At 72.4% G+C, this 18,261-nt stretch carries 16 protein-coding genes; 6 read left to right on the top strand and 10 right to left on the bottom strand.

What is annotated here, in order from left to right:
• The first annotated feature begins 64 nt into the window (after positions 1-64).
• Entirely contained in the window at positions 65-937 is an 873-nt protein-coding gene (locus AB4880_RS06740) for a LysR family transcriptional regulator (protein WP_367918448.1), read from the top strand.
• Between the two features lie 124 nt (positions 938-1,061).
• On the opposite strand, the gene AB4880_RS06735 is transcribed toward AB4880_RS06740, so the two are convergent.
• The gene (locus AB4880_RS06735; protein WP_367918447.1) at positions 1,062-2,165 is read right to left on the bottom strand and encodes a citrate synthase 2; all 1,104 of its coding nucleotides are present in this window, start codon (positions 2,163-2,165) and stop codon (positions 1,062-1,064) included.
• Positions 2,166-2,268: 103 nt separating this feature from the next.
• On the opposite strand from AB4880_RS06735, the gene pdxH reads away from it, so the two are divergent.
• Entirely contained in the window at positions 2,269-2,937 is a 669-nt protein-coding gene (pdxH, locus tag AB4880_RS06730; RefSeq protein WP_367918446.1) for a pyridoxamine 5'-phosphate oxidase, read from the top strand.
• Here the strand turns inward: pdxH and AB4880_RS06725 are convergent.
• Together AB4880_RS06725 and AB4880_RS06720 are read right to left on the bottom strand one after the other, a co-directional pair.
• On the bottom strand, positions 2,889-3,761 hold the full coding sequence (locus tag AB4880_RS06725; RefSeq protein ID WP_367918445.1) for a hypothetical protein: 873 nt from the start codon (positions 3,759-3,761) through the stop codon (positions 2,889-2,891). The two genes, pdxH and AB4880_RS06725, sit on opposite strands and share 49 nt — an antisense overlap.
• A 56-nt stretch (positions 3,762-3,817) precedes the next feature.
• On the bottom strand, positions 3,818-4,753 hold the full coding sequence (locus AB4880_RS06720) for a patatin-like phospholipase family protein (protein WP_367918444.1): 936 nt from the start codon (positions 4,751-4,753) through the stop codon (positions 3,818-3,820).
• Between the two features lie 179 nt (positions 4,754-4,932).
• On the opposite strand from AB4880_RS06720, the gene AB4880_RS06715 reads away from it, so the two are divergent.
• From AB4880_RS06715 to AB4880_RS06700, 4 genes are read left to right on the top strand one after another with little or no spacing between them, the layout of a single operon-like run.
• Positions 4,933-6,549: a CocE/NonD family hydrolase gene (locus tag AB4880_RS06715; RefSeq protein WP_367918443.1), complete on the top strand. Its 1,617-nt coding sequence runs from the start codon at positions 4,933-4,935 to the stop codon at positions 6,547-6,549.
• Between the two features lie 43 nt (positions 6,550-6,592).
• Complete coding sequence (locus tag AB4880_RS06710; protein WP_367918442.1) at positions 6,593-7,183, top strand: TetR/AcrR family transcriptional regulator; 591 nt, start codon at positions 6,593-6,595, stop codon at positions 7,181-7,183.
• Complete coding sequence (locus tag AB4880_RS06705) at positions 7,183-8,928, top strand: ABC transporter ATP-binding protein (protein WP_367918441.1); 1,746 nt, start codon at positions 7,183-7,185, stop codon at positions 8,926-8,928. Before AB4880_RS06710 ends, AB4880_RS06705 begins: the two co-directional genes overlap by 1 nt.
• Positions 8,925-10,901: an ABC transporter ATP-binding protein gene (locus AB4880_RS06700; protein ID WP_367918440.1), complete on the top strand. Its 1,977-nt coding sequence runs from the start codon at positions 8,925-8,927 to the stop codon at positions 10,899-10,901. The genes AB4880_RS06705 and AB4880_RS06700 overlap by 4 nt, the downstream gene beginning before the upstream one ends.
• A gap of 68 nt (positions 10,902-10,969) precedes the next feature.
• On the opposite strand, the gene AB4880_RS06695 is transcribed toward AB4880_RS06700, so the two are convergent.
• From AB4880_RS06695 to AB4880_RS06665, 7 genes are all read right to left on the bottom strand, one after another.
• Positions 10,970-11,644 (bottom strand): methionine ABC transporter permease, encoded by a 675-nt coding sequence (locus tag AB4880_RS06695; protein WP_367918439.1) that lies wholly within the window; start codon positions 11,642-11,644, stop codon positions 10,970-10,972.
• On the bottom strand, positions 11,644-12,693 hold the full coding sequence (locus AB4880_RS06690) for a methionine ABC transporter ATP-binding protein (protein ID WP_367918438.1): 1,050 nt from the start codon (positions 12,691-12,693) through the stop codon (positions 11,644-11,646). The genes AB4880_RS06695 and AB4880_RS06690 overlap by 1 nt, the downstream gene beginning before the upstream one ends.
• A complete protein-coding gene (locus AB4880_RS06685; protein ID WP_367918437.1) occupies positions 12,690-13,655 on the bottom strand; it encodes a MetQ/NlpA family ABC transporter substrate-binding protein in 966 nt (321 codons plus the stop codon). Before AB4880_RS06685 ends, AB4880_RS06690 begins: the two co-directional genes overlap by 4 nt.
• Positions 13,656-13,724: 69 nt before the next feature.
• Entirely contained in the window at positions 13,725-15,503 is a 1,779-nt protein-coding gene (locus tag AB4880_RS06680; protein WP_367918436.1) for a sugar phosphate isomerase/epimerase and 4-hydroxyphenylpyruvate domain-containing protein, read from the bottom strand.
• Entirely contained in the window at positions 15,500-16,348 is an 849-nt protein-coding gene (locus tag AB4880_RS06675; protein ID WP_367918435.1) for a shikimate dehydrogenase, read from the bottom strand. Before AB4880_RS06675 ends, AB4880_RS06680 begins: the two co-directional genes overlap by 4 nt.
• Entirely contained in the window at positions 16,345-16,806 is a 462-nt protein-coding gene (aroQ, locus tag AB4880_RS06670; RefSeq protein ID WP_367918434.1) for a type II 3-dehydroquinate dehydratase, read from the bottom strand. Before aroQ ends, AB4880_RS06675 begins: the two co-directional genes overlap by 4 nt.
• On the bottom strand, positions 16,803-18,170 hold the full coding sequence (locus tag AB4880_RS06665) for an MFS transporter (protein WP_367918433.1): 1,368 nt from the start codon (positions 18,168-18,170) through the stop codon (positions 16,803-16,805). The genes aroQ and AB4880_RS06665 overlap by 4 nt, the downstream gene beginning before the upstream one ends.
• Positions 18,171-18,261 lie beyond the last annotated feature (91 nt).

Genomic DNA, 18,261 nt, shown 5'->3' with positions numbered 1-18,261 from the left:
CGCTGCTGGTCGATGAGTCCAACACATGCTTTTCATCTGATTGATCGTGATTCACGATAGATCCGTGGAGCTTCAGCAGATGCGGTACGTCCTGGCGGTGGCCGAGCACGGTTCGTTCACGCGGGCGGCCGAGGCGTGCTTCGTCGTCCAGTCGGCGCTCAGCCACCAGATCGCCCGGCTGGAGCAGGATCTGGGCGTCCGGCTGTTCCACCGCACGAGTCGCCAGGTGCGGTTGAGCGCCGCCGGCGCGGCCTTCGTGCCGATCGCGCGGCAGTGCCTCGACGCGGCCGACCGGGCGCGGGCGGAAGCGGCGGCCGCGGTCGGGGAGATCCGGGGGCCGCTCTCGGTGGGAGTGATCCCGACGGTGGCGGCGGTCGACGTACCGGAGGCGTTGCGGGCGTTCCGCGACAGCCACCCCGGCGTCCAGGTCCGGCTGCGGGCCGGCGGCAGCGAGGAGTTCCTGCGGCAGGTCGCCGACGGAACGCTCGACCTGGCGTTCATCGGACTCCCGGACGGCTGGGAGATCACCGGCGTCGGCAGCCACCTGCTCGCCCGCGACCACCACCGTGCCGTCGTCGGCCCGGACCACCCGCTCGCGGGCCGCAAGCGGCTGACGCTCGAACGGCTCGCCACCGAGACCTTCGTCGACTTCCCGCTGGGCACCGCGGGCCGCGAGCAGACCGACCGCGCCTTCGCCGAGGCCGGCCTGGCGCGCGAGGTCGCCTTCGAGGCCAGCGACGTGCTGCTCATGGGGCGGATCCTCGGCGCGGGGCTCGGCGTCGCTCTGCTCGCCTCCACGTTCGTGCCTCAGCTGCCCGACCTGGTCGCCGTCCCGGTCACCCACGCGCCGGCACGCACCGAGCACGTCATCTGGAGCAGTTTCGGCCCGGCGCCGGCAGCGGCGGCGCTGCTGGCGCAGCTGGGGGTGGTGGTCTGACGGTGTGGGAATCCCCGCTTCAGCGGGGATTCCCACACTTCCTGACGGTTGCAACCGTCAGGAAGCGCAAGTTTCCGGCAGGAAGTACGACGCGGCGGGGACCTCTGCGGGGTTCGCCGAGCGCTCAGACCGCCCAGTCGTCGTTCCAGCCCTCGATGGCGCTCGCGGGGCGGGTGGCCGGGCCGGTGTAGACGGCCGACGGGCGGATCAGGCGGCCCGTGGTCTTCTGCTCGAGGATGTGCGCCGACCAGCCGCCGGTGCGGGCGCAGGTGAACATCGAGGTGAACATGTGCGGCGGGACTTCGGCGAAGTCGAGGACGATCGCCGCCCAGAACTCCACATTGGTCTCCAGCACGCGGTCGGGACGGCGCTCGCGGAGCTCGGCCAATGCGGCCTGCTCCAGGGCCTCGGCGATCTGGTAGCGCGGGGCGCCCAGCTCCTTGGCGGTCCGGCGGAGCACGCGGGCCCGCGGGTCCTCGGCGCGGTAGACGCGGTGGCCGAAGCCCATCAGCCGCTCGCCGGAGTCGAGCAGGTTCTTGACGTACGCGCGGGCGTCGCCGGTCTTCTCGACCTCCTCGATCATGTGCAGCACGCGCGACGGCGCGCCGCCGTGCAGCGGGCCGCTCATCGCGCCGATCGCGCCGGAGAAGGCCGCGGCGACGTCGGCGCCGGTCGAGGTGATGACGCGCGCGGTGAACGTCGAGGCGTTCATGCCGTGCTCGGCGGCCGACGACCAGTACGCGTCGATCGCGTGGGCGTGCTTCGGGTCGGCCTCGCCGCGCCAGCGGATGAGGAACTTCTCGGCGAGCGTGCGGCCCTCGTCGACGATCCGCTGCGGTACGACGGGCAGGTGGAGGTCGCGCGCCGACTGGCCGGCGTACGACAGGACCATGACGGCGACGCGGGCGAGGTCCTCGCGGGCCTGCTCGTCGCTGATGTCGTAGGTCTGGCCGAAGCCGAAGGCCGGCGCGAGCATCGCGATCGCGGCCTGGACGTCGACGCGGACGTCACCGGTGTGGACCGGCAGGCTGAACGCCTCGGCCGGCGGCAGGCCCGGGGTGAACCGGCCGTCGATGAGCAGGCCCCAGACGTTCTCGAAGGGCACCCGGCCGACCAGGTCCTCGATGTCGACGCCGCGGTAGCGCAGCGCCGAGCCCTCCTTGTCGGGCTCCGCGATCTGGGTCTCGAAGGCGACGACGCCCTCCAGTCCGTGGTGTACCTCAGGCATCGGCGTCTCCTTCGCAAGCGTGGGGCGGGCGCCCGTCTCCGGACGACCCGCAGGCCATCCGGCATTCTGCCCCAGGCTCCCGAGCGTGCCCTAGGTTGGGGCCATGCTCGGAGACGAGAAGGACCCGCACGACCTCGCCGCGCTCCGTCGGGAGTACGGCGCGCGCGGGCTCGGCGAGGCCGACGCGCCGGCCGAGCCGTGGACGCTGTGGCAGGACTGGTTCGACGCCGTCGTCGCCGCCGGCATCCACGAGCCGAACGCGATGGTGGTGGCCACCGTCGACGCCGACGGGACGCCGTCGGCGCGGATGGTGCTGCTCAAGCGGGTCTCGCCGATCGGCCCCGACGACGGCTTCACGTTCTTCACCAACACCGCCTCCCGCAAGGGCGAGGCGCTCGCCCACGAGCCGCGCTGCGCGCTGCTCTTCCCCTGGCACCCGCTGGAGCGGCAGGTGCGGGTCGAGGGCGAGGCGGTCCCGCTGGCGGCCGATGCGGTCGCGGCGTACTTCGCGACCCGCCCGCGGGCCGCCCAGCTGGGCGCGTGGGCGTCACCGCAGTCGCAGGTGGTGAGCGGCCGCGACGTGCTCGACCAGGCGTACGCCGACGCCGAGGCGCGCTTCGGCGACGACGTCCCGGTGCCGCCGGCGTGGGGCGGCTACCGGGTCCGCCCGACGTCCTTCGAGTTCTGGCAGGGGCGGCAGAGCCGCCTGCACGACCGGCTGCGCTACACCCGCACCGGCGACGACTGGGCCAGGGAGCGGCTCGCGCCCTGAGGCGTGTCGGTGGCGCCGTCGTCGTGGTGGGAGGCGGCGTACAGCACGCCGATGACGACCAGGACCAGGATCACCGCGACCAGGATGAGCGTCTGGGTCCGGTCGGCCGTGGCCGCAATGGCCGTCGATCCCGACCGGCGGCGCCGGCGACGCTGGCGGCCGTCGAGTCCGGGAACGGTGCCGGCGCCGTCGAGCGGCTCGAAGTGGGGGACGGGGTGCGGGGTCGCCACGATCTCGCGGAACTCGTCGTGGGTGGGGCGCGCCGGCTCGACCTCGGGCTCCTCGGGCTCCTCGGGTTCCTCCGCCTCGACCTCGAGCTCCGGCTCCGGCGCGGGCTCCGGGTCCGCCGCGGTGAGCGGCTCGAACCGCGGCACCTCCCGCGACGGGATGAGCAGGCTGCGGAACTCCTCGTCGTGCTCTGACACGGGCGCTGACGCTACCGGCTCCGGCGCCGGCGTGTCAGGGAGCGTCACGTGCGGACGCCCCGCGGTGGGCCACGCGGCCGCGTCGATGGTCTCCAGGACGACGAGCAGCGCCTGCGGCGTGGGGCGGAGGTGGTCCGGCCCGACGATGGCGCGCGCGATGACCTCCGACGCGAACGGTGGGAAGCCGGGCAGCACCGCGGCGGGCGCGGCCGGCTCGGCGCCGGGCTCCGCGCCGGTCAGGGCGCGATAGGCCAGCCGGCCCAGCGCCTCGACGTCGTCCTCGTCGACGCGGACCAGGAGCCCGATCGCCTGGTCGGGCGGCAGCGGTTCGGGCGCGGCGGCGGCGAGGAGGTCCAGGAGCTGGGCGCGCGCGTCGGCGGTCCACCACCCGGGGGTCATGGCCAGCATCCTGCCCCGGCGCCGCCCTCCCCGTGGTCGATTCGGCGAGACGCCGGTCAGCGCCCGGCGGCGTCGAGTGCGGCGGCGGTGAGCCCGCGGCCGAGCTCGAGCAGCTCGCCCGCGCGGTGGAAGTCGAGGGTCCGGGCGGCGCCGAGCGGCACCGTGACCAGGACGTCGGGCGGCAGCGCCGCCAGCCGGTAGCGGGTGATCAGGCTCTGCATCGCGTCGAAGGAGAGCGAGACGACCTCGGAGGTCCGCACGTCCGGCCGGACGTCGACCTCGCCCGCCGGCGCCTCCGCGGGCGCGTCGAGCGTGCCGATCGGCACCACGTCGGCGAGCTCCTCGCCCTCGGCGTCGCCGCGGCGGAACCGACGACGCAGCTCGCCGGCCCACTCGGCCCGGCGTACCGAGAAGCCGCGGGCGGGGGACGCCGGCTCGTGCGGCTCGCGCGGACCCTGCAGCGACACCGCGACGGTGAAGTCGGCGGCGGCCGCGGCAGTCGGGTCGAGGGGGAGCGGGTTGAGGAGACCGCCGTCGACGAGGATCCGGCCGTCGACGACGGCGGGCGTGAACAGCCCCGGGATCGCGATCGACGCGCGGATCGCGGGGATGAGCGGGCCGCGCTGGAACCACACCTCGCGCCGCGCGGCGAGGTCGGTGGCGACGGCGGTGAACGGGATGGCGAGGTCCTCGATGAGGACGTCGCCGACGATGTCGTCGAGCGCCGCCATCAGCCGCTCGGCGGTGGCCGCGCCGCCGCCGGACCAGGTCGGGTCGGCCAGCCGGATCGCGCGGCGCTGGGTGAGCGTCGACGCCCAGGCCGCGAACTCCTGGTCCTTGCCGGCCGCGACCAGGCCGCCGACCACCGCGCCCATCGACGTCCCGGAGACCGCGACGATTTCGTGGCCGCGGGCGCGCAGCTCCTCGACCGCGCCGAGATGGGCGTACCCGCGGGCGCCGCCGGAGCCGAGAACCAGTGCCACGCGAGCCATGGCGCCATTGTCATGGGGAGGCGGTGAGATCGGGCGACATAGCCCCACGAGCACGGTGTCGTTGTGCTCACATGGGCCGTCTGCGAACCCTCACCAGAACCAGCCTCGCGCTCGGGGTCGCGGGCGCGGGTCTCGCCGCGCTACCGCAGCCTGCGACGGCCGACCCTGCACCGGCGCCGGTGACGGTCGACCAGCGGTTCACGACGTCCGACGGCGTCGAGCTGCAGACCACGCTCACCAGCAGCGGCCCGGTGACCGCGAAGCCGACGGTCGTCGAGTTCTCGCCGTACGGCGACGGGAGCACCACGCTCGACGTGACCTCCGACTACAACTACCTGCTCGTCCAGCTCCGCGGGACCGGCGACAGCGACGGCTCCTTCGACGCGCTCGGGCCGAAGAGCCAGCGTGACGTCGTCGAGGTGCTGCGCTGGGCGTGCGACCAACCGTTCAGCGACGGGCGGTTGGCGCTCAACGGCTTCTCGGCGAGCGCGATCGTGCTCTACAACTCCTGGCACACCGAGCTGCCGTGCGTGAAGGCCGCGATCATGCGCTCCGGCACCCATGAGCTCTACCGCGACCTGCTCGTCCCCGGCGGCCTGATCAACCTGGTGCCCGGCGCCGGCGTGCTCGCGATGATCGGCGCCCCGGCGCTGCTGCAGGGCGTCGACCGGCTCCGGCGCGACCCGGCGTCCGCGCTGGACGTCGTCGGCGGGCTCTTCTCCAGCGGGATGAACGCCTCGCTGCTGCACCCGAGCCTCGACGCGTGGTGGCAGCAGCGCGGCTGGCGCGGCGACGCCAACGACATCCCGGTGCTGATCGTCAACGGCTTCTACGACGTCGAGTCGCGCGGCGCCTTCCAGGCCTACCAGGCGTTGCGGGCCGACGGCGCGCACCTGGTGATGGAGGGCGGTCACGACGGCACCCCGGCCGGCACCGACGGCGGCGTCGGCGAGGCGCACGCCTGGCTCGACCACTTCGTGCGCGGTGTCGACAACGGGATCGAGAGCGCGCCGCGGGTGAGCCTCCTGCTCGCGAAGGGCTCGCGCTCGTCGTACCTGGCGGGGCAGTGGGCGCGCGTCGACGCCGCCGACTGGCCGGTGCCCGGCACCCGCTGGGCGAGTCTCGAGCTGACGCCGGGCCGTGGCCTCTCGCCGACGCCGACGGCCAACGGCGTCAACCGCTCCTACCTGACCGTGCCGACGCTGCCGACGATGACCGACGTCCCCAACGCCGCGATCCTCGAGGCCGGCGGCGCCAAGGCCCTCACCGGCGCGCTGCCGCTGCTCGCGCAGAGCGACCTCGCCCTGGTCGAGGGCGTCACCGGGCTGTCGTTCACGACCGACCGGCTGGCCGCGGACGTCGACCTCGCCGGCCCGCTCGCCCTCGACCTCTCGCTCGCCACGACGACGCCGAACTCGGGGATCTGGGCGGTCCTGTCCGACGTCGCCCCTGACGGCACCTCGAACCCGCTCACGGTCGGCCGGCTCTCGACCACCTATCCGGGCGTCGACCTGGCCCGGTCGCTGGTGGTCGACGGCGACGTCGTCCAGCCGTACGGCGACTACGCGAACCCCGCGCCGGCCCGCGCCAAGCCCCGTCGCTACCAGGTCGAGCTCTGGCCGGTCGGCAACCGGTTCCGGGCCGGCCACCGGATCCGGATCCAGCTGCTCGGCACCTCCCTCGCCTCGCCGCTCGCCCTGCCGGCCCTGCACACGGTCCAGATCGGGGGCGCGGACGGCGCCGTCCTGCGGGTGCCCGTGCTGCCCGGGAGCGACCTGGCGGCCGCGCTGCCCTGAAAACCAGTTGTGAGTGAGTGCTCACTCATTCATACTGGGCGGCATGCCCCCTCGCGCCGCGCCGCTCGCCCCCGAGGAGCGCCGTGAGGCGCTCATGTCGGCGACGCTCCCTCTGCTCTACGACCACGGGCGCGCCGTCACCACCAAGCTGATCGCCGAGGCGGCCGGCGTCGCCGAGGGCACCATCTTCCGGGTGTTCGCGTCGAAGGACGAGCTCATCGACGCGACCGTCCGCAAGGCCTTCGAGCCCGGCCAGATGCAGCGCGACATGGCCGACATCCCCGCCGACGCGACGCTCGAGGAGCGGGCGCTCGCCCTGGTCACGATCATGCAGCGGCGCTTCGCGAAGTCCTTCCTGCTGCTCCAGCGGCTCGGCATGAACGGCCCGCCCGAGCCGCCCTCGCAGAAGGGGGAGTGGGTCAAGCGCGTGGAGCGCACGAACCAGGCGATGGCCGACCTGCTCAGCCCGTTCCAGGACCAGCTCACCCTGCCCGTCGCCGACGTGGTGCGCACACTGCGGCTGCTGACCTTCTCCGGCACCCACCCCAAGTTCACCGGCGGTGACCTGCTCACCGCCGAGCAGATCGTCGACACCGTGCTCTACGGAGTCGTACGACGTGAGGAGACCACCTGATGCTCAAGCGACTCCTGCAGACCTATCTGCAGCCCTACAAGGGCTGGCTCACCGCGATCGTGCTGCTCCAGTTCACCGCGACCGTGGCGATGCTCTACCTGCCCAGCCTCAACGCCGACATCATCAACAAGGGCGTGGCCCGCGGCGACACGAGCTACATCATCCGCATCGGCGCGATCATGCTCGTCGTCGCGCTGGTCCAGGCGGCGTGCTCGATGACGTCGGCCTGGTTCGGCGGGCAGGCCGCGATGGCGTTCGGGCGCGACCTGCGCAAGGCCGTGTTCGGGCGGATCGGCAGCTTCTCCGCGCGGGAGGTCTCGACCTTCGGGGCGCCGTCGCTGATCACGCGAGCGACCAACGACGTCCAGCAGGTCCAGATGCTCGCGATGATGACCTGCCTGATGGCCGTCACCATCCCGATCATGATGGTCGGCGGCGTGATCATGGCGATGCGCGAGGACTTCGGGCTGTCCTGGCTGGTCGTCGCCGTCGTCCCCGTCCTCTTCATCTGCATCGGCCTTGTCGTCTCGCGGATGGTGCCGGCGTTCCGTCAGGTCCAGGAGCGGCTCGACGACGTCAACCGGGTGCTGCGCGAGCAGATCACCGGCATCCGCGTGGTCCGCGCGTTCGTCCGCGAGCCCTACGAGACCCGTCGCTTCGACGAGGCCAACGACGACCTGACCGCGGTGTCGCTGCGGGCGGGCCGCTGGATGGCGCTGATGTTCCCGCTCGTCATGGCGGTCTCGAACGTCGCCAGCGTCGGCGTGATCTGGTTCGGCGGGCACCGCGTCGACAGCGGTGCGATGCCGGGCGGCGTCGGCGCGCTGACCGCGTTCCTGGCCTACCTGATGCAGATCCTGATGTCGGTGATGATGGGCACCTTCATGCTGATGATGGTGCCGCGCGCGGCCGTCAGCGCCGACCGGATCGGCGAGGTCCTCAGCACCGACACCAGCGTCGTCCCGCCGGCCGCGCCGGTGACCAGCGTCGACGTCGCCGGCCACCTCGACATCGAGGGCGTCGGCCTGACCTATCCCGGCGCCGAGGCGCCGGTGCTGCGCGACGTCACCGTCCACGCCCGGCCCGGCCAGACGATCGCCGTCATCGGCTCCACCGGCGCCGGCAAGACCACCCTGGTCAACCTGATCCCGCGGCTGCTCGACACCACCCAGGGGCGGGTGCTCGTCGACGGCGTCGACGTCCGCGAGCTCGACCCCGACCTGCTCTGGTCGAAGATCGGCCTGGTGCCCCAGCGGGCCTTCCTGTTCTCCGGCACGATCGCCTCCAACCTGCGCTACGGCCGGCCCGAGGCCACCGACGAGGAGCTGTGGGAGGCGCTCGAGATCGCCCAGGCCGCCGACTTCGTGCGGGAGATGCCCGAGCAGCTCGACACCGCCGTCGCCCAGGGCGGTACGACGGTCTCCGGTGGCCAGCGCCAGCGCCTGGCCATCGCCCGCGCCCTCGTCCGGCGTCCCGAGATCTTCCTCTTCGACGACGCGTTCTCGGCGCTCGACGTGGCCACCGACGCCCGCCTGCGTGCGGCGCTCAAGCCGGTGACCCGCGAGGCGACGGTGCTCATCGTCGCCCAGCGGATCGCCACCATCCGCGACGCCGACGTGATCCTCGTGCTCGAGGACGGCGAGGTCGTCGGCCAGGGCACGCACGACGACCTGCTCGCCGACAACGAGACCTACCAGGAGATCGCGGCCTCACAGGGCATCAAGGGAGAGGAGGTGCTCGCATGAGCGGCAAGACCATGAAGCAGACCGAGCGCATCGTGCAGACCGGCGGCCCCGGCCGCGGCCCGATGGGCGGCATGGTCGGCCAGAAGGCCGACGACTTCAAGCAGTCCGCGCTGCGCCTGCTCGCGCTGCTCCGGCCCGCACGCGGCCGCGCGGTCGCCGTCCTGCTGCTCGGGATCGGCTCGGTGGCGTCCGTCGCCGTCGGCCCCTACCTGCTGGGCAAGGCGACCGACGCCGTCTTCAACGGCTTCATCGGCGAGCAGTTCCCCAGCGGGATGTCGAAGGCCGACGCCGTCTCCGAGGCCGCGTCGCGCGACAGCAGCTTCGCCGACTTCCTGCGCGGGCTCGACTTCATCCCCGGCGTGGGCGTCGACTTCGACAAGGTCGGCCACATCCTGCTGCTGACCTTGTCGGTCTACGTCGGCGGCCAGGTGCTCGGCTGGCTGCAGGGCTTCCTCGTCAACGACATCGTCCAGGCGACCGTGCGCCGGATGCGCACCGACGTCGAGGAGAAGATCCACCGGCTGCCCCTGGCCTACTTCGACAAGCAGCCGCGCGGCGAGCTGCTCAGCCGGGTCACCAACGACATCGACAACGTCGCCCAGAACCTCCAGCAGACGATGAGCCAGCTGCTCACCTCGCTGCTGATGGTGGTCGGCGTGCTCGGCATGATGTTCTGGGTCTCGCCGCTGCTCGCGGTGATCGCGCTCGTCTCGGTGCCGCTGGCGATGTTCGCCACCGGCCGGATCATGAAGCGCTCGCAGAGCCAGTTCATCAACCAGTGGCGGCAGACCGGCCGGCTCAACGCCCAGGTCGAGGAGTCGATCTCTGGGCACGCGCTGGTCACCGTCTTCGGCCGCCGCAAGGCCGTCGAGGCGGAGTTCGACGAGGCCAACGAGCAGCTCTACCAGTCGTCGTACCGGGCGCAGTTCATCAGCGGCCTGGTGATGCCGGTGATGATGCTGATCGGCAACCTCAACTACGTGGTGATCGCCGTCGTCGGCGGCCTGCGGGTCGCGTCGGGCAACCTGTCGCTGGGCGAGGTGCAGGCGTTCATCCAGTACACCCGGATGTTCACGCAGCCGATCACCCAGATCGCGTCGATGGCCAACCTGCTGCAGTCGGGCGTCGCGTCGGCCGAGCGGGTCTTCGAGCTGCTCGACGCGGAGGAGGAGGTCGACTCCTGGGCCGGCAGCGGGCTGTCCGCCGCTGCGCCGGAGACGCGCTCGGCCCCGACCGCCGGCGAGGTGGCGTTCGAGCACGTGGCGTTCTCCTACGACGCCGACGAGCCGCTGATCGAGGACCTCTCGCTGGTCGCGCACCCCGGGCAGATGGTCGCCATCGTCGGCCCCACCGGCGCCGGCAAGACCACGCTGGTCAACCTGATCATGCGCTTCTATGAGCTCGACCGCGGCCGGATCACGCTCGACGGCACCGACATCACCGCGCTCACGCGCGCCGAGCTGCGCAGCCGGATCGGGATGGTGCTGCAGGACACCTGGCTCTTCGAGGGCACCATCCGCGACAACATCGCCTACGGGCGGCCGGATGCGACCGATGACGAGATCCGCGCGGCCGCGCGGGCGACGTACGTCGACCGGTTCGTGCACTCGCTGCCCGAGGGCTACGACACCAAGGTCGACGACGAGGGCTCGAATCTGTCGGCCGGCGAGCGCCAGCTGATCACCATCGCCCGGGCGTTCCTGGCCCAGCCGGCGCTGCTGATCCTCGACGAGGCGACGTCATCGGTCGACACCCGCACCGAGCTGCTGCTGCAGCAGGCGATGGCGGCACTGCGCACCGACCGGACGTCGTTCGTCATCGCGCACCGGCTCTCGACCATCCGCGACGCCGACCTCATCCTGGTGATGGAGCACGGCCGCATCGTCGAGCAGGGCTCGCACGCCGAGCTGCTCGAGCGCGACGGGGCGTTCGCCCGGTTGCACGCGGCGCAGTTCGCGGCCGCGGCGGTCTGAGGCTCTCCCCGACGTGACGTCATTCGTTCTGTGGGCTCTCACCCACAGGACGAATGACGTCAGCGATCTCAGCGCCGCAGCACCCGGCGCGCGAGCAGGTTGCCACCCAGCTGGATGGTCATCACCATCGCGACCAGCACCACGATCGACGCCCAGATCACGACGTCGTCGAACTGCCGGAAGCCGAACCGCTGTGCGAAGGCGCCCAGCCCGCCGCCCGCGATGACACCGGCCATCGCGGTCATGTCGACGATCGCGACATAGGCGAAGGTGAAGCCGAGCAGCAGCGGCCCGAGGGCCTCGGGCACGAGCACGGTGAAGGTGATCCGTGCCCGGCTGGCGCCCATCGCGCGAGCGGCCTCGATGATGCCGGGGCTGACGGTGACCAGGTTCTGCTCGACGATCCGGCTGATGCCGAAGATCGCGGCGATGGTGATCGCGAAGGTCGCCGCGCGGATGCCGATGCCGGTGCCGACCACGTGCCGGGCCAGGGGCTGCAGCGCCGCGACGAAGATGATGAACGGGATCGGCCGGAAGAAGTTCACCAGCACGTTGAGGACGACGGCGACCGCGCGGTTGGCGTAGAGCCCGCCCTTGCGGGTCAGGTAGAGCCCGAGACCCAGCCCGAGCCCGAGCAGTCCGCCCAGGACCAGGGCGAGGGTGGCCATGACGAGGGTCTCGCCCGCGGCCTGCCAGAAGTCCGGCTGCAGCTCGCCGAAGCGGGTGTCGATCTGGGCGATCATCACGCCACCTCCGTCCACGCCACGACCGGCGTGATCTCGGCGAGTGCGGCGTCGACCGCCGCGTCGTCGCCGGTGAGCGCCAGGGTCAGGTTGCCGAAGCTGCTGCCCCGGATCTCCTCGATGCCGCCGTAGACCAGCTCGAACTCCACGCCGTGGCGCAGGAAGGCCGCGAACGCCTCCGACTGGCGCACGCTCGTGCTGCGGAACGCGAGCCGGACGAACCGGCCCGGGTGCCGCTCGCGGAGCGCGGCGACGACGTCCGGGGCGGGCAGGTCGTCGACGACGGTGCCGACGAAGCGACGGGTCACGTCGTGCTGCGGGTCGGCGAAGACGTCGAGGACGGCGCCCGTCTCGACCACCTTGCCGGCCTCCATCACCGCGACCCGGTGGGCGATCCGTCGTACGGCGTCCATCTCGTGGGTGATGAGCAGGACGGTGATCCCGAGCTCGCGGTTGACGCGCGCGAGCAGGTCGAGGACGTCGCGGGTGGTATCGGGGTCGAGGGCGCTGGTGGCCTCGTCGGCCAGCAGCAGCCGCGGGTTGGTGGCGAGCGCCCGGGCGATGCCGACGCGCTGCTTCTGGCCACCGGACAGGTCGCTGACATGGGCGTGGGCCTTGTCGGCGAGGCCGACGAAGTGGAGCAGCTCGGAGATCCGCCGCTGCTGCTCGGCCTTCGCGACGCCCGCGACGGTGAGCGGGAACGCGAGATTGCCCCACACCGTGCGGGAGTCCATCAGGTTGAACTGCTGGAAGACCATCCCGATGCCGAGCCGCAGCTCGCGCAGGCCCTTCTCGGAGAGCGCGGTGACGTCGACGCCGTCGACGACCACGCTGCCCGAGGTGACCGGCTCGAGCGCGTTGACGAGCCGGACCAGCGTGGACTTCCCGGCGCCGGAGTAGCCGATGATCGCGAAGATCTCGCCCCGCTCGACGCTGAGGTCGACGCCGTCGACCGCGCGGTGGGGCGAGTCGCCCCGGCGGGCGCCGGGGAACTCCTTGACCACACCGCGCAGCTCGACGAGCGGCGCCTCGGTTGCTGCAGCGGTCACTGCTGCTCGCGGATCTGCTTCTCGACGTCGTGCAGGCTCTGCTCGAGGTCCGCCTGGCTGATCGTCACGAACTTCGCGGTGCCACCGGACGCCTCGTCGACGCCGTCGAGCACCGACTGGGTCTGCTGGTAGATCTCGACCAGCTTCTTCAGCGCCGGGTTGTCCTTGTCCTCGGCGCGGACCGCGAAGATGTTGACGTAGGGGACGGCCTTCGGGTCCTTCGGGTCGTCGACGGCGATCGCGTCGCCGAACGTGAGGCCCGCGTCGGTGACGAAGTCGTTGTTGATGATCGCCGCGGCCACGTCGGGCAGCGACGTCGGCGTCAGGTCGGCCTGGATCGCCTTCACCTGCACGCGCGAGGCGGCCTTGTCGACGTCGGCGACGGTGGAGAAGATCGAGCCGCCGTCCTTGAGCTTGATCAGGCCGGCCGACTGCAGCACGAGCAGGCCGCGGGCCTGGTTGGAGTCGTCGTCCGGGACGACGACGGTGGCGCCGTCGGGGATGGAGGCCACGTCGTCGTACTTCTGGGAGTAGAGGCCGAGCGGGTAGATCGCGGTCGAGCCGAGCGGCACCAGGTCGTCGTCGTTGGCGACGTTGTACTGCGCCAGGTAGACGATGTGCTGGAACTGGTTGGCGTCGAGCTCGCCCTCGTGCAGCGCCGGGTTGGGCAGCTCGTAGGAGTCGAAGTTGCGGACCTCGAGCTCGATGCCGGCGTCCTTCGCGGCCTTCTCGAAGGTCTTCCAGTACGGGTCGCTGGCGCCCGCCGTGCCGAGCACCACCTTCACCGGCTTGCCGTCGGCGAGCGCCGTCTTGCCGTCGCCGGTCGCGCGCTGCGCGTCGTCGCTGCCGCGGTTGAGGAAGAAGACCGTCGCGCCGATCACGGCGAGGACGACGACCGCCACGCCGATCAGCAGCGGCAGGCGGGACTTGGGGGCTTCGAGGAGGGGGATCTCGTCGGACATGCCTGGCTAAAGGACACAAACTTGCTCGACATTCCCCGGGGGCACGTTGGCTGCGTCACAGCCGCGGGGTCAGGAGGCCTGGGCCGCCAGTCGGACGTGGGTGTTGGCGGCGCCGTAGCCGTCGTAGCCGCCGCGCCGCTCGAGCAGCTCGACGCAGAATCCCTGCGGCAGCACGGGCGTGTAGGCGTGCAGCAGCTCGCCGTCGCCGGAGCGGTCGTAGAGGACGTCGTGCGCGCGCAGGTCGGCCAGCAGCGCCGGCTCGAGGTCGAAGCGGGCATCGAGATCGGCGTAGTAGTTGGCGGTGACCGGCATCAGCGGGACGCCGACCGCGCGCAGCCGGCGTATCTCGGCGAGGAGGTCGGTGCAGCGGAAGGCGACCTGCACCACCCCGGACGGCGCCCGCCGGGCGCCCACGTCGGGCACGTTGACGACCAGGCGCAGGTCGCCCGACGCCGGCCGGAAGGCGCGGCTGCGCACCCGGCCGTGCGGGTCGATGAACTCCTCGAGAGTGGCCGGCTCCAGGCCGAGGAGGGTGCGCAGGAAGGCGACCTCCTCGTTGAGCGTGTGGCCGGGGACGGCGACGCCGACGTGGTCGATGCCCGTCCAGCCGTCGTTCGCATCGGTCGCGGGCCCGAAGTCGCGACGCCAGTCGTCGGCCTCGTCGTGCGCCGCGCTGACGAAGACCGGGACGCCGGCCGGCGAGACGATGCCGGGCAGCCGGGTGTCGCCCGTCGTCCGGGTGACGTCGACGCTGGGCCAGTGCAGCGCCCGCGCGCGTTCGGCGACCTGGGCGACGGGGGAGGCGACGATCCCGAGCGCCGGGCCGGTGGCGGCGGCGTTGACCAGCACCTCGGCGGATCCGTTGCGCCAGCGGGCGACCGGCTTGTGGCGGTGCCAGCCGGCGAGCGTGAAGCCCAGGCGGTCGAGCAGGTCGTCGGTCGTCGGGTCGGCCGGGAGCTCGAGGAAGGCCGCGTCGGCACGGGCCGGCGCGGGTGGGGCGACCGGCACGGCGGCCGGGTCGCGGCGGGCGAGGTCGTCCTCCAGGTGGACCAGCGAGCGCAGGCCGTCGCGGGCGGTCGCGGCGGCGGGGGACTCGCGGACGACGTCGCTGAAGACCTCGAGCGAGAGCGGTCCGTCGTAGCCGGCGGCGAGGACGGCCTCGACCACACCGGTCACGTCCATCGTCCCCTGGCCCGGGAAGCAGCGGTGGTGGCGGCTCCACTCGAGCACGTCCATGTCGAGCAGCGGTGCGTCGGCGACCTGGAGGAAGCCGATCCGGTCGCCGGGGACGCCGTCGAGCGCCCGGGCGTCGTCGCCGCGGGAGAGCAGGTGGAAGGTGTCGACCGCGAGCGTCACGGCCGGGTGGTCGGCGTGGCGCACGATGTCCCAGGCCTGGCCGACCCGGTCGACATGGCGTCCCCACGCCAGCGCCTCGAAGGCGAGGACGAGCCCGCGCTCGGCCGCGAGGTCGCCGAGGCGGGCGAGCTGGGCCGCCGACAGGTCGGGATCGTCGACCGCATCGGGCTGCACGTTCGAGCAGAGCAGGACGACGGGCGCGCCGAGCGCGGCGGCGACGTCGAGCTTGCGGGCGACCCGTCGTACGACGGCCGGGAAGTCGTCGGGGCGCACGCCCTCGACGTCGCGCACCGGCTGGAAGAGCTCGATCCGCAGGCCCAGGTCCGCGCACCGCTTCGCGACCTCCGACGGCGTCAGCGGCGACGCGATCAGGTCGTTGTCGAAGATCTCGACGCCGTCGAAGCCGGCGGCCGCGATCGTGTCGAGCTTGGCGGCGAGCAGCCCCGAGAGCGACACGGTGGCGATGCTGCGGCGCAGCCGGGCGTCCGTCATGACGTGAGCTCCGCGAAGTGGCGGGCCATCCGGGCCGCGTCGGCCTGTCGGCCGGTGAACAGCTCGAAGGCGTCGACCGCCTGGCCGACCGCCATGCCGCCGCCGGGGACGACGCGGCAGCCGCGCGCGCGGGCGAGCGCGATCAGCTCGGTCTCGAGCGGGAAGTAGACGACGTCGGCCACCCACAGCCGCGGCTCGACCAGGGCGGGCGCGACGGGCAGCCCGGCGTGGCCGTGCATGCCGACGGGAGTGGCGTTGACGAGCCCCTGGGCGTCGGCGACCGCGGCGGCCAGGTCGCCGACCGGCGTGATCCGCTCGGTCGCGAACCGCTTGCCGAGCCGGATCGCGGCAGCCTCCGCGCGCTCGCCGTCGGCGTCGTGGATCGCGACGTGGGCGGCGCCCTGGTCGAGGAGGGCGTACGCGACCGCCAGCCCGGCGCCGCCCGCGCCGACGACGACGGCCCGGTCGGTGACCGCGTCGGGGAGCGTCGACCGGAAGGCACGTCCCCAGCCGGACCAGTCGGTGTTGTGGCCGATCAGCCGGCCGTCCTCGACGACCACGGTGTTGACGGCGCCGAGGTCGTCGGCGGCCTGCGTGACGTCGTCGAGCAGGGGGAGCACGGCCTGCTTGAAGGGGTGCGTGACGTTGAGTCCGTCGAAGCCGAGGATGCGCGCCCACCGGACCAGCTCCGGCAGGTCGGCGACGCCGAAGCCGCGCGCCTCCGCGTCGATCCGGCGGTAGGTGAGGGCGACGCCGTGGGCCCGCCCCTCGGCCTCCTGCAGCGCGGGGGTCAGCGAGCCGGCGATCCCGGCGCCGACCAGTCCCAGGGAGTACGACGTGCTCATGCCGTCGCCTCCTCGGCGGCCAGGTGGGCCACGTGCTCGACCGCCATCGCGTAGCCACGGGCGCCGCAGCCGGTCACGATCCCGTCGGCGACTTCGGCCACGAACGAGTGGTGCCGGAAGGCCTCGCGACGGTGGATGTTGCTCAGATGGACCTCGACGACGGGGCCATCGACGACGGCGAGCGCGTCGCGGACCGAGACGGAGGTGTGGGAGAGCGCGGCGGCGTTGATGACCACGCCGGCGGCGGTCCGCCGTACCTCGTGGATGGCGTCGATGAGCACGCCCTCGTGGTTGGTCTGCCGGAAGTCGACGTCGAAGCCGAGCCGGTCGGCGGTCTCGAGGCAGAGCTTCTCGATCTCGGTGAGCGTGGCCGTGCCGTAGACCTCCGGGTCGCGCTCGCCGAGCAGGTTGAGATTGGGCCCGTTGAGGACGGCGATCACGGTGCGGCTCGCGTTCATCGGGCCGGCTCCGGCATCGCGAGGGTGGCGGGTGTGATGCGCTGCCGGCCGACCTCGGCGGTCGGGATCCGGTGCGTGCCGGACGGGCCGGTCAGGACCGCGATCGCCGAGATGCCGCAGGCGGCGACGATGAAGGCCGCGACGCGGTACCAGTTGCCGGCGTCGCCGTCGAGCAGCCAGCCGGCGATCGTCGGGGTGAAGCCGGCCAGCGCGAAGCCGAACTGGGTGCCGATCGCCAGGCCGGAGAGCCGGACGGACGTGGGGAAGTACTCGGCGTAGGTCGCGGGCCAGCAGGCGTTAGGCATGCTGTAGACGACGCCGGCCAGCGCGATGCCGCTCGCCAGCACCAGGGGCACGTTGTGCTGGGTGATCGACCAGAGGAAGAGCGTCACGAGGATGCTGCTGCCGAGGAGCCCGGTGACGAAGACCGGCTTGCGGCCGATCCGGTCGGACAGCCGCGCCCACAGCGGGATGGTCACGACGGCGATGACGTTGGCGACGATCGCCAGCCAGAGCATGGTGGTCTTGCTGATCCCGATGCCGTAGTCCTCCGACGTCGCGAGGTTGAGCGCGAAGACAGCGAACATCGTGTTGACGACAGCCACGAAGGCGGCGAAGAAGACGCGGATCACGCCGGCTCGGTGCTCGCGGAAGAGGACGCCGAGCGGCGCCGCCGGGGCGTGGTGACCGGCGTCCTGGCGGGCGGCCTCGCGGTGGAACTCGGGGGTCTCGTCGAGCGTGCGCCGGATCAGGAACCCGATCAGCACGACGACCGCGCTCAGCCAGAACGGGACCCGCCAGCCCCAGCTGAGCAGGGCGTGCTCGGGCAGGACGGCGGCGAGCGGGAGGAACACCGCGGGGGCGAGGATCTGGCCGCCCTGGGTGCCGCTGAGCGTGAAGCTCGTGTAGTAGCCGCGCCGGTCGTCGGGCGCGTGCTCGAAGGACATCGAGTTCGCGCCGGCCTGCTCGCCCGCGGCGGACAGGCCCTGGAGCAGCCGGAGCACGACCAGCAGCGCGGGGGCGAGCAGCCCGACCTCGCCGTACGTCGGCAGGCAGCCGACGAGGAAGGTGGAGACGCCCATCAGCAGCAGGGTGCCGATCAGGATCCGCTTGCGGCCGAGCCGGTCGCCGATGTGGCCCATGAAGAAGGAGCCGATCGGGCGGGCGACGTACGCGACACCGAAGGTCGCGAAGGACGCGATGCTCGCGGCGGTGGCATTGCCCTCGGGGAAGAAGATCTTCGGGAACACGAGGGCGGCGGCGGTGCCGTAGATCGCGAAGTCGTAGTACTCGAGCGCGCTGCCGCACCATGCGGCGAGCGCTGCCTTCCGCGGCGTGCGGGCCGAGTCGAGGTCCTGGACCATCTCGAACTGCCTTTCTCCGTCGCCTCCACTGTGGACGCGAACTGCGCAGGACGCTACGAGTGGCGCCGATCACATGGCAATCGTTTGCCGT

The organism is Nocardioides ginsengisoli (assembly GCF_039537225.1).
Lineage (GTDB): Bacteria > Actinomycetota > Actinomycetes > Propionibacteriales > Nocardioidaceae > Nocardioides > Nocardioides ginsengisoli.
The sequence above is the reverse complement of the archived record's forward strand: the minus strand, read 5'-3'. Positions and strand labels throughout refer to the sequence as shown.

What these genes read in the sequence shown, in the direction of transcription:
- AB4880_RS06700 (WP_367918440.1), top strand. Translation starts at nt 8,925, where the DNA reads ATGAGCGGCAAGACCATGAAGCAGACCGAGCGCATCGTGCAGACCGGC.
- AB4880_RS06675 (WP_367918435.1), bottom strand. Translation starts at nt 16,348, where the DNA reads ATGAGCACGTCGTACTCCCTGGGACTGGTCGGCGCCGGGATCGCCGGC.
- AB4880_RS06710 (WP_367918442.1), top strand. Translation starts at nt 6,593, where the DNA reads ATGCCCCCTCGCGCCGCGCCGCTCGCCCCCGAGGAGCGCCGTGAGGCG.
- AB4880_RS06705 (WP_367918441.1), top strand. Translation starts at nt 7,183, where the DNA reads ATGCTCAAGCGACTCCTGCAGACCTATCTGCAGCCCTACAAGGGCTGG.
- AB4880_RS06665 (WP_367918433.1), bottom strand. Translation starts at nt 18,170, where the DNA reads ATGGTCCAGGACCTCGACTCGGCCCGCACGCCGCGGAAGGCAGCGCTC.
- AB4880_RS06685 (WP_367918437.1), bottom strand. Translation starts at nt 13,655, where the DNA reads ATGTCCGACGAGATCCCCCTCCTCGAAGCCCCCAAGTCCCGCCTGCCG.
- AB4880_RS06720 (WP_367918444.1), bottom strand. Translation starts at nt 4,753, where the DNA reads ATGGCTCGCGTGGCACTGGTTCTCGGCTCCGGCGGCGCCCGCGGGTAC.
- AB4880_RS06695 (WP_367918439.1), bottom strand. Translation starts at nt 11,644, where the DNA reads ATGATCGCCCAGATCGACACCCGCTTCGGCGAGCTGCAGCCGGACTTC.
- AB4880_RS06735 (WP_367918447.1), bottom strand. Translation starts at nt 2,165, where the DNA reads ATGCCTGAGGTACACCACGGACTGGAGGGCGTCGTCGCCTTCGAGACC.
- aroQ (WP_367918434.1), bottom strand. Translation starts at nt 16,806, where the DNA reads ATGAACGCGAGCCGCACCGTGATCGCCGTCCTCAACGGGCCCAATCTC.
- AB4880_RS06725 (WP_367918445.1), bottom strand. Translation starts at nt 3,761, where the DNA reads ATGACCCCCGGGTGGTGGACCGCCGACGCGCGCGCCCAGCTCCTGGAC.
- AB4880_RS06680 (WP_367918436.1), bottom strand. Translation starts at nt 15,503, where the DNA reads ATGACGGACGCCCGGCTGCGCCGCAGCATCGCCACCGTGTCGCTCTCG.
- pdxH (WP_367918446.1), top strand. Translation starts at nt 2,269, where the DNA reads ATGCTCGGAGACGAGAAGGACCCGCACGACCTCGCCGCGCTCCGTCGG.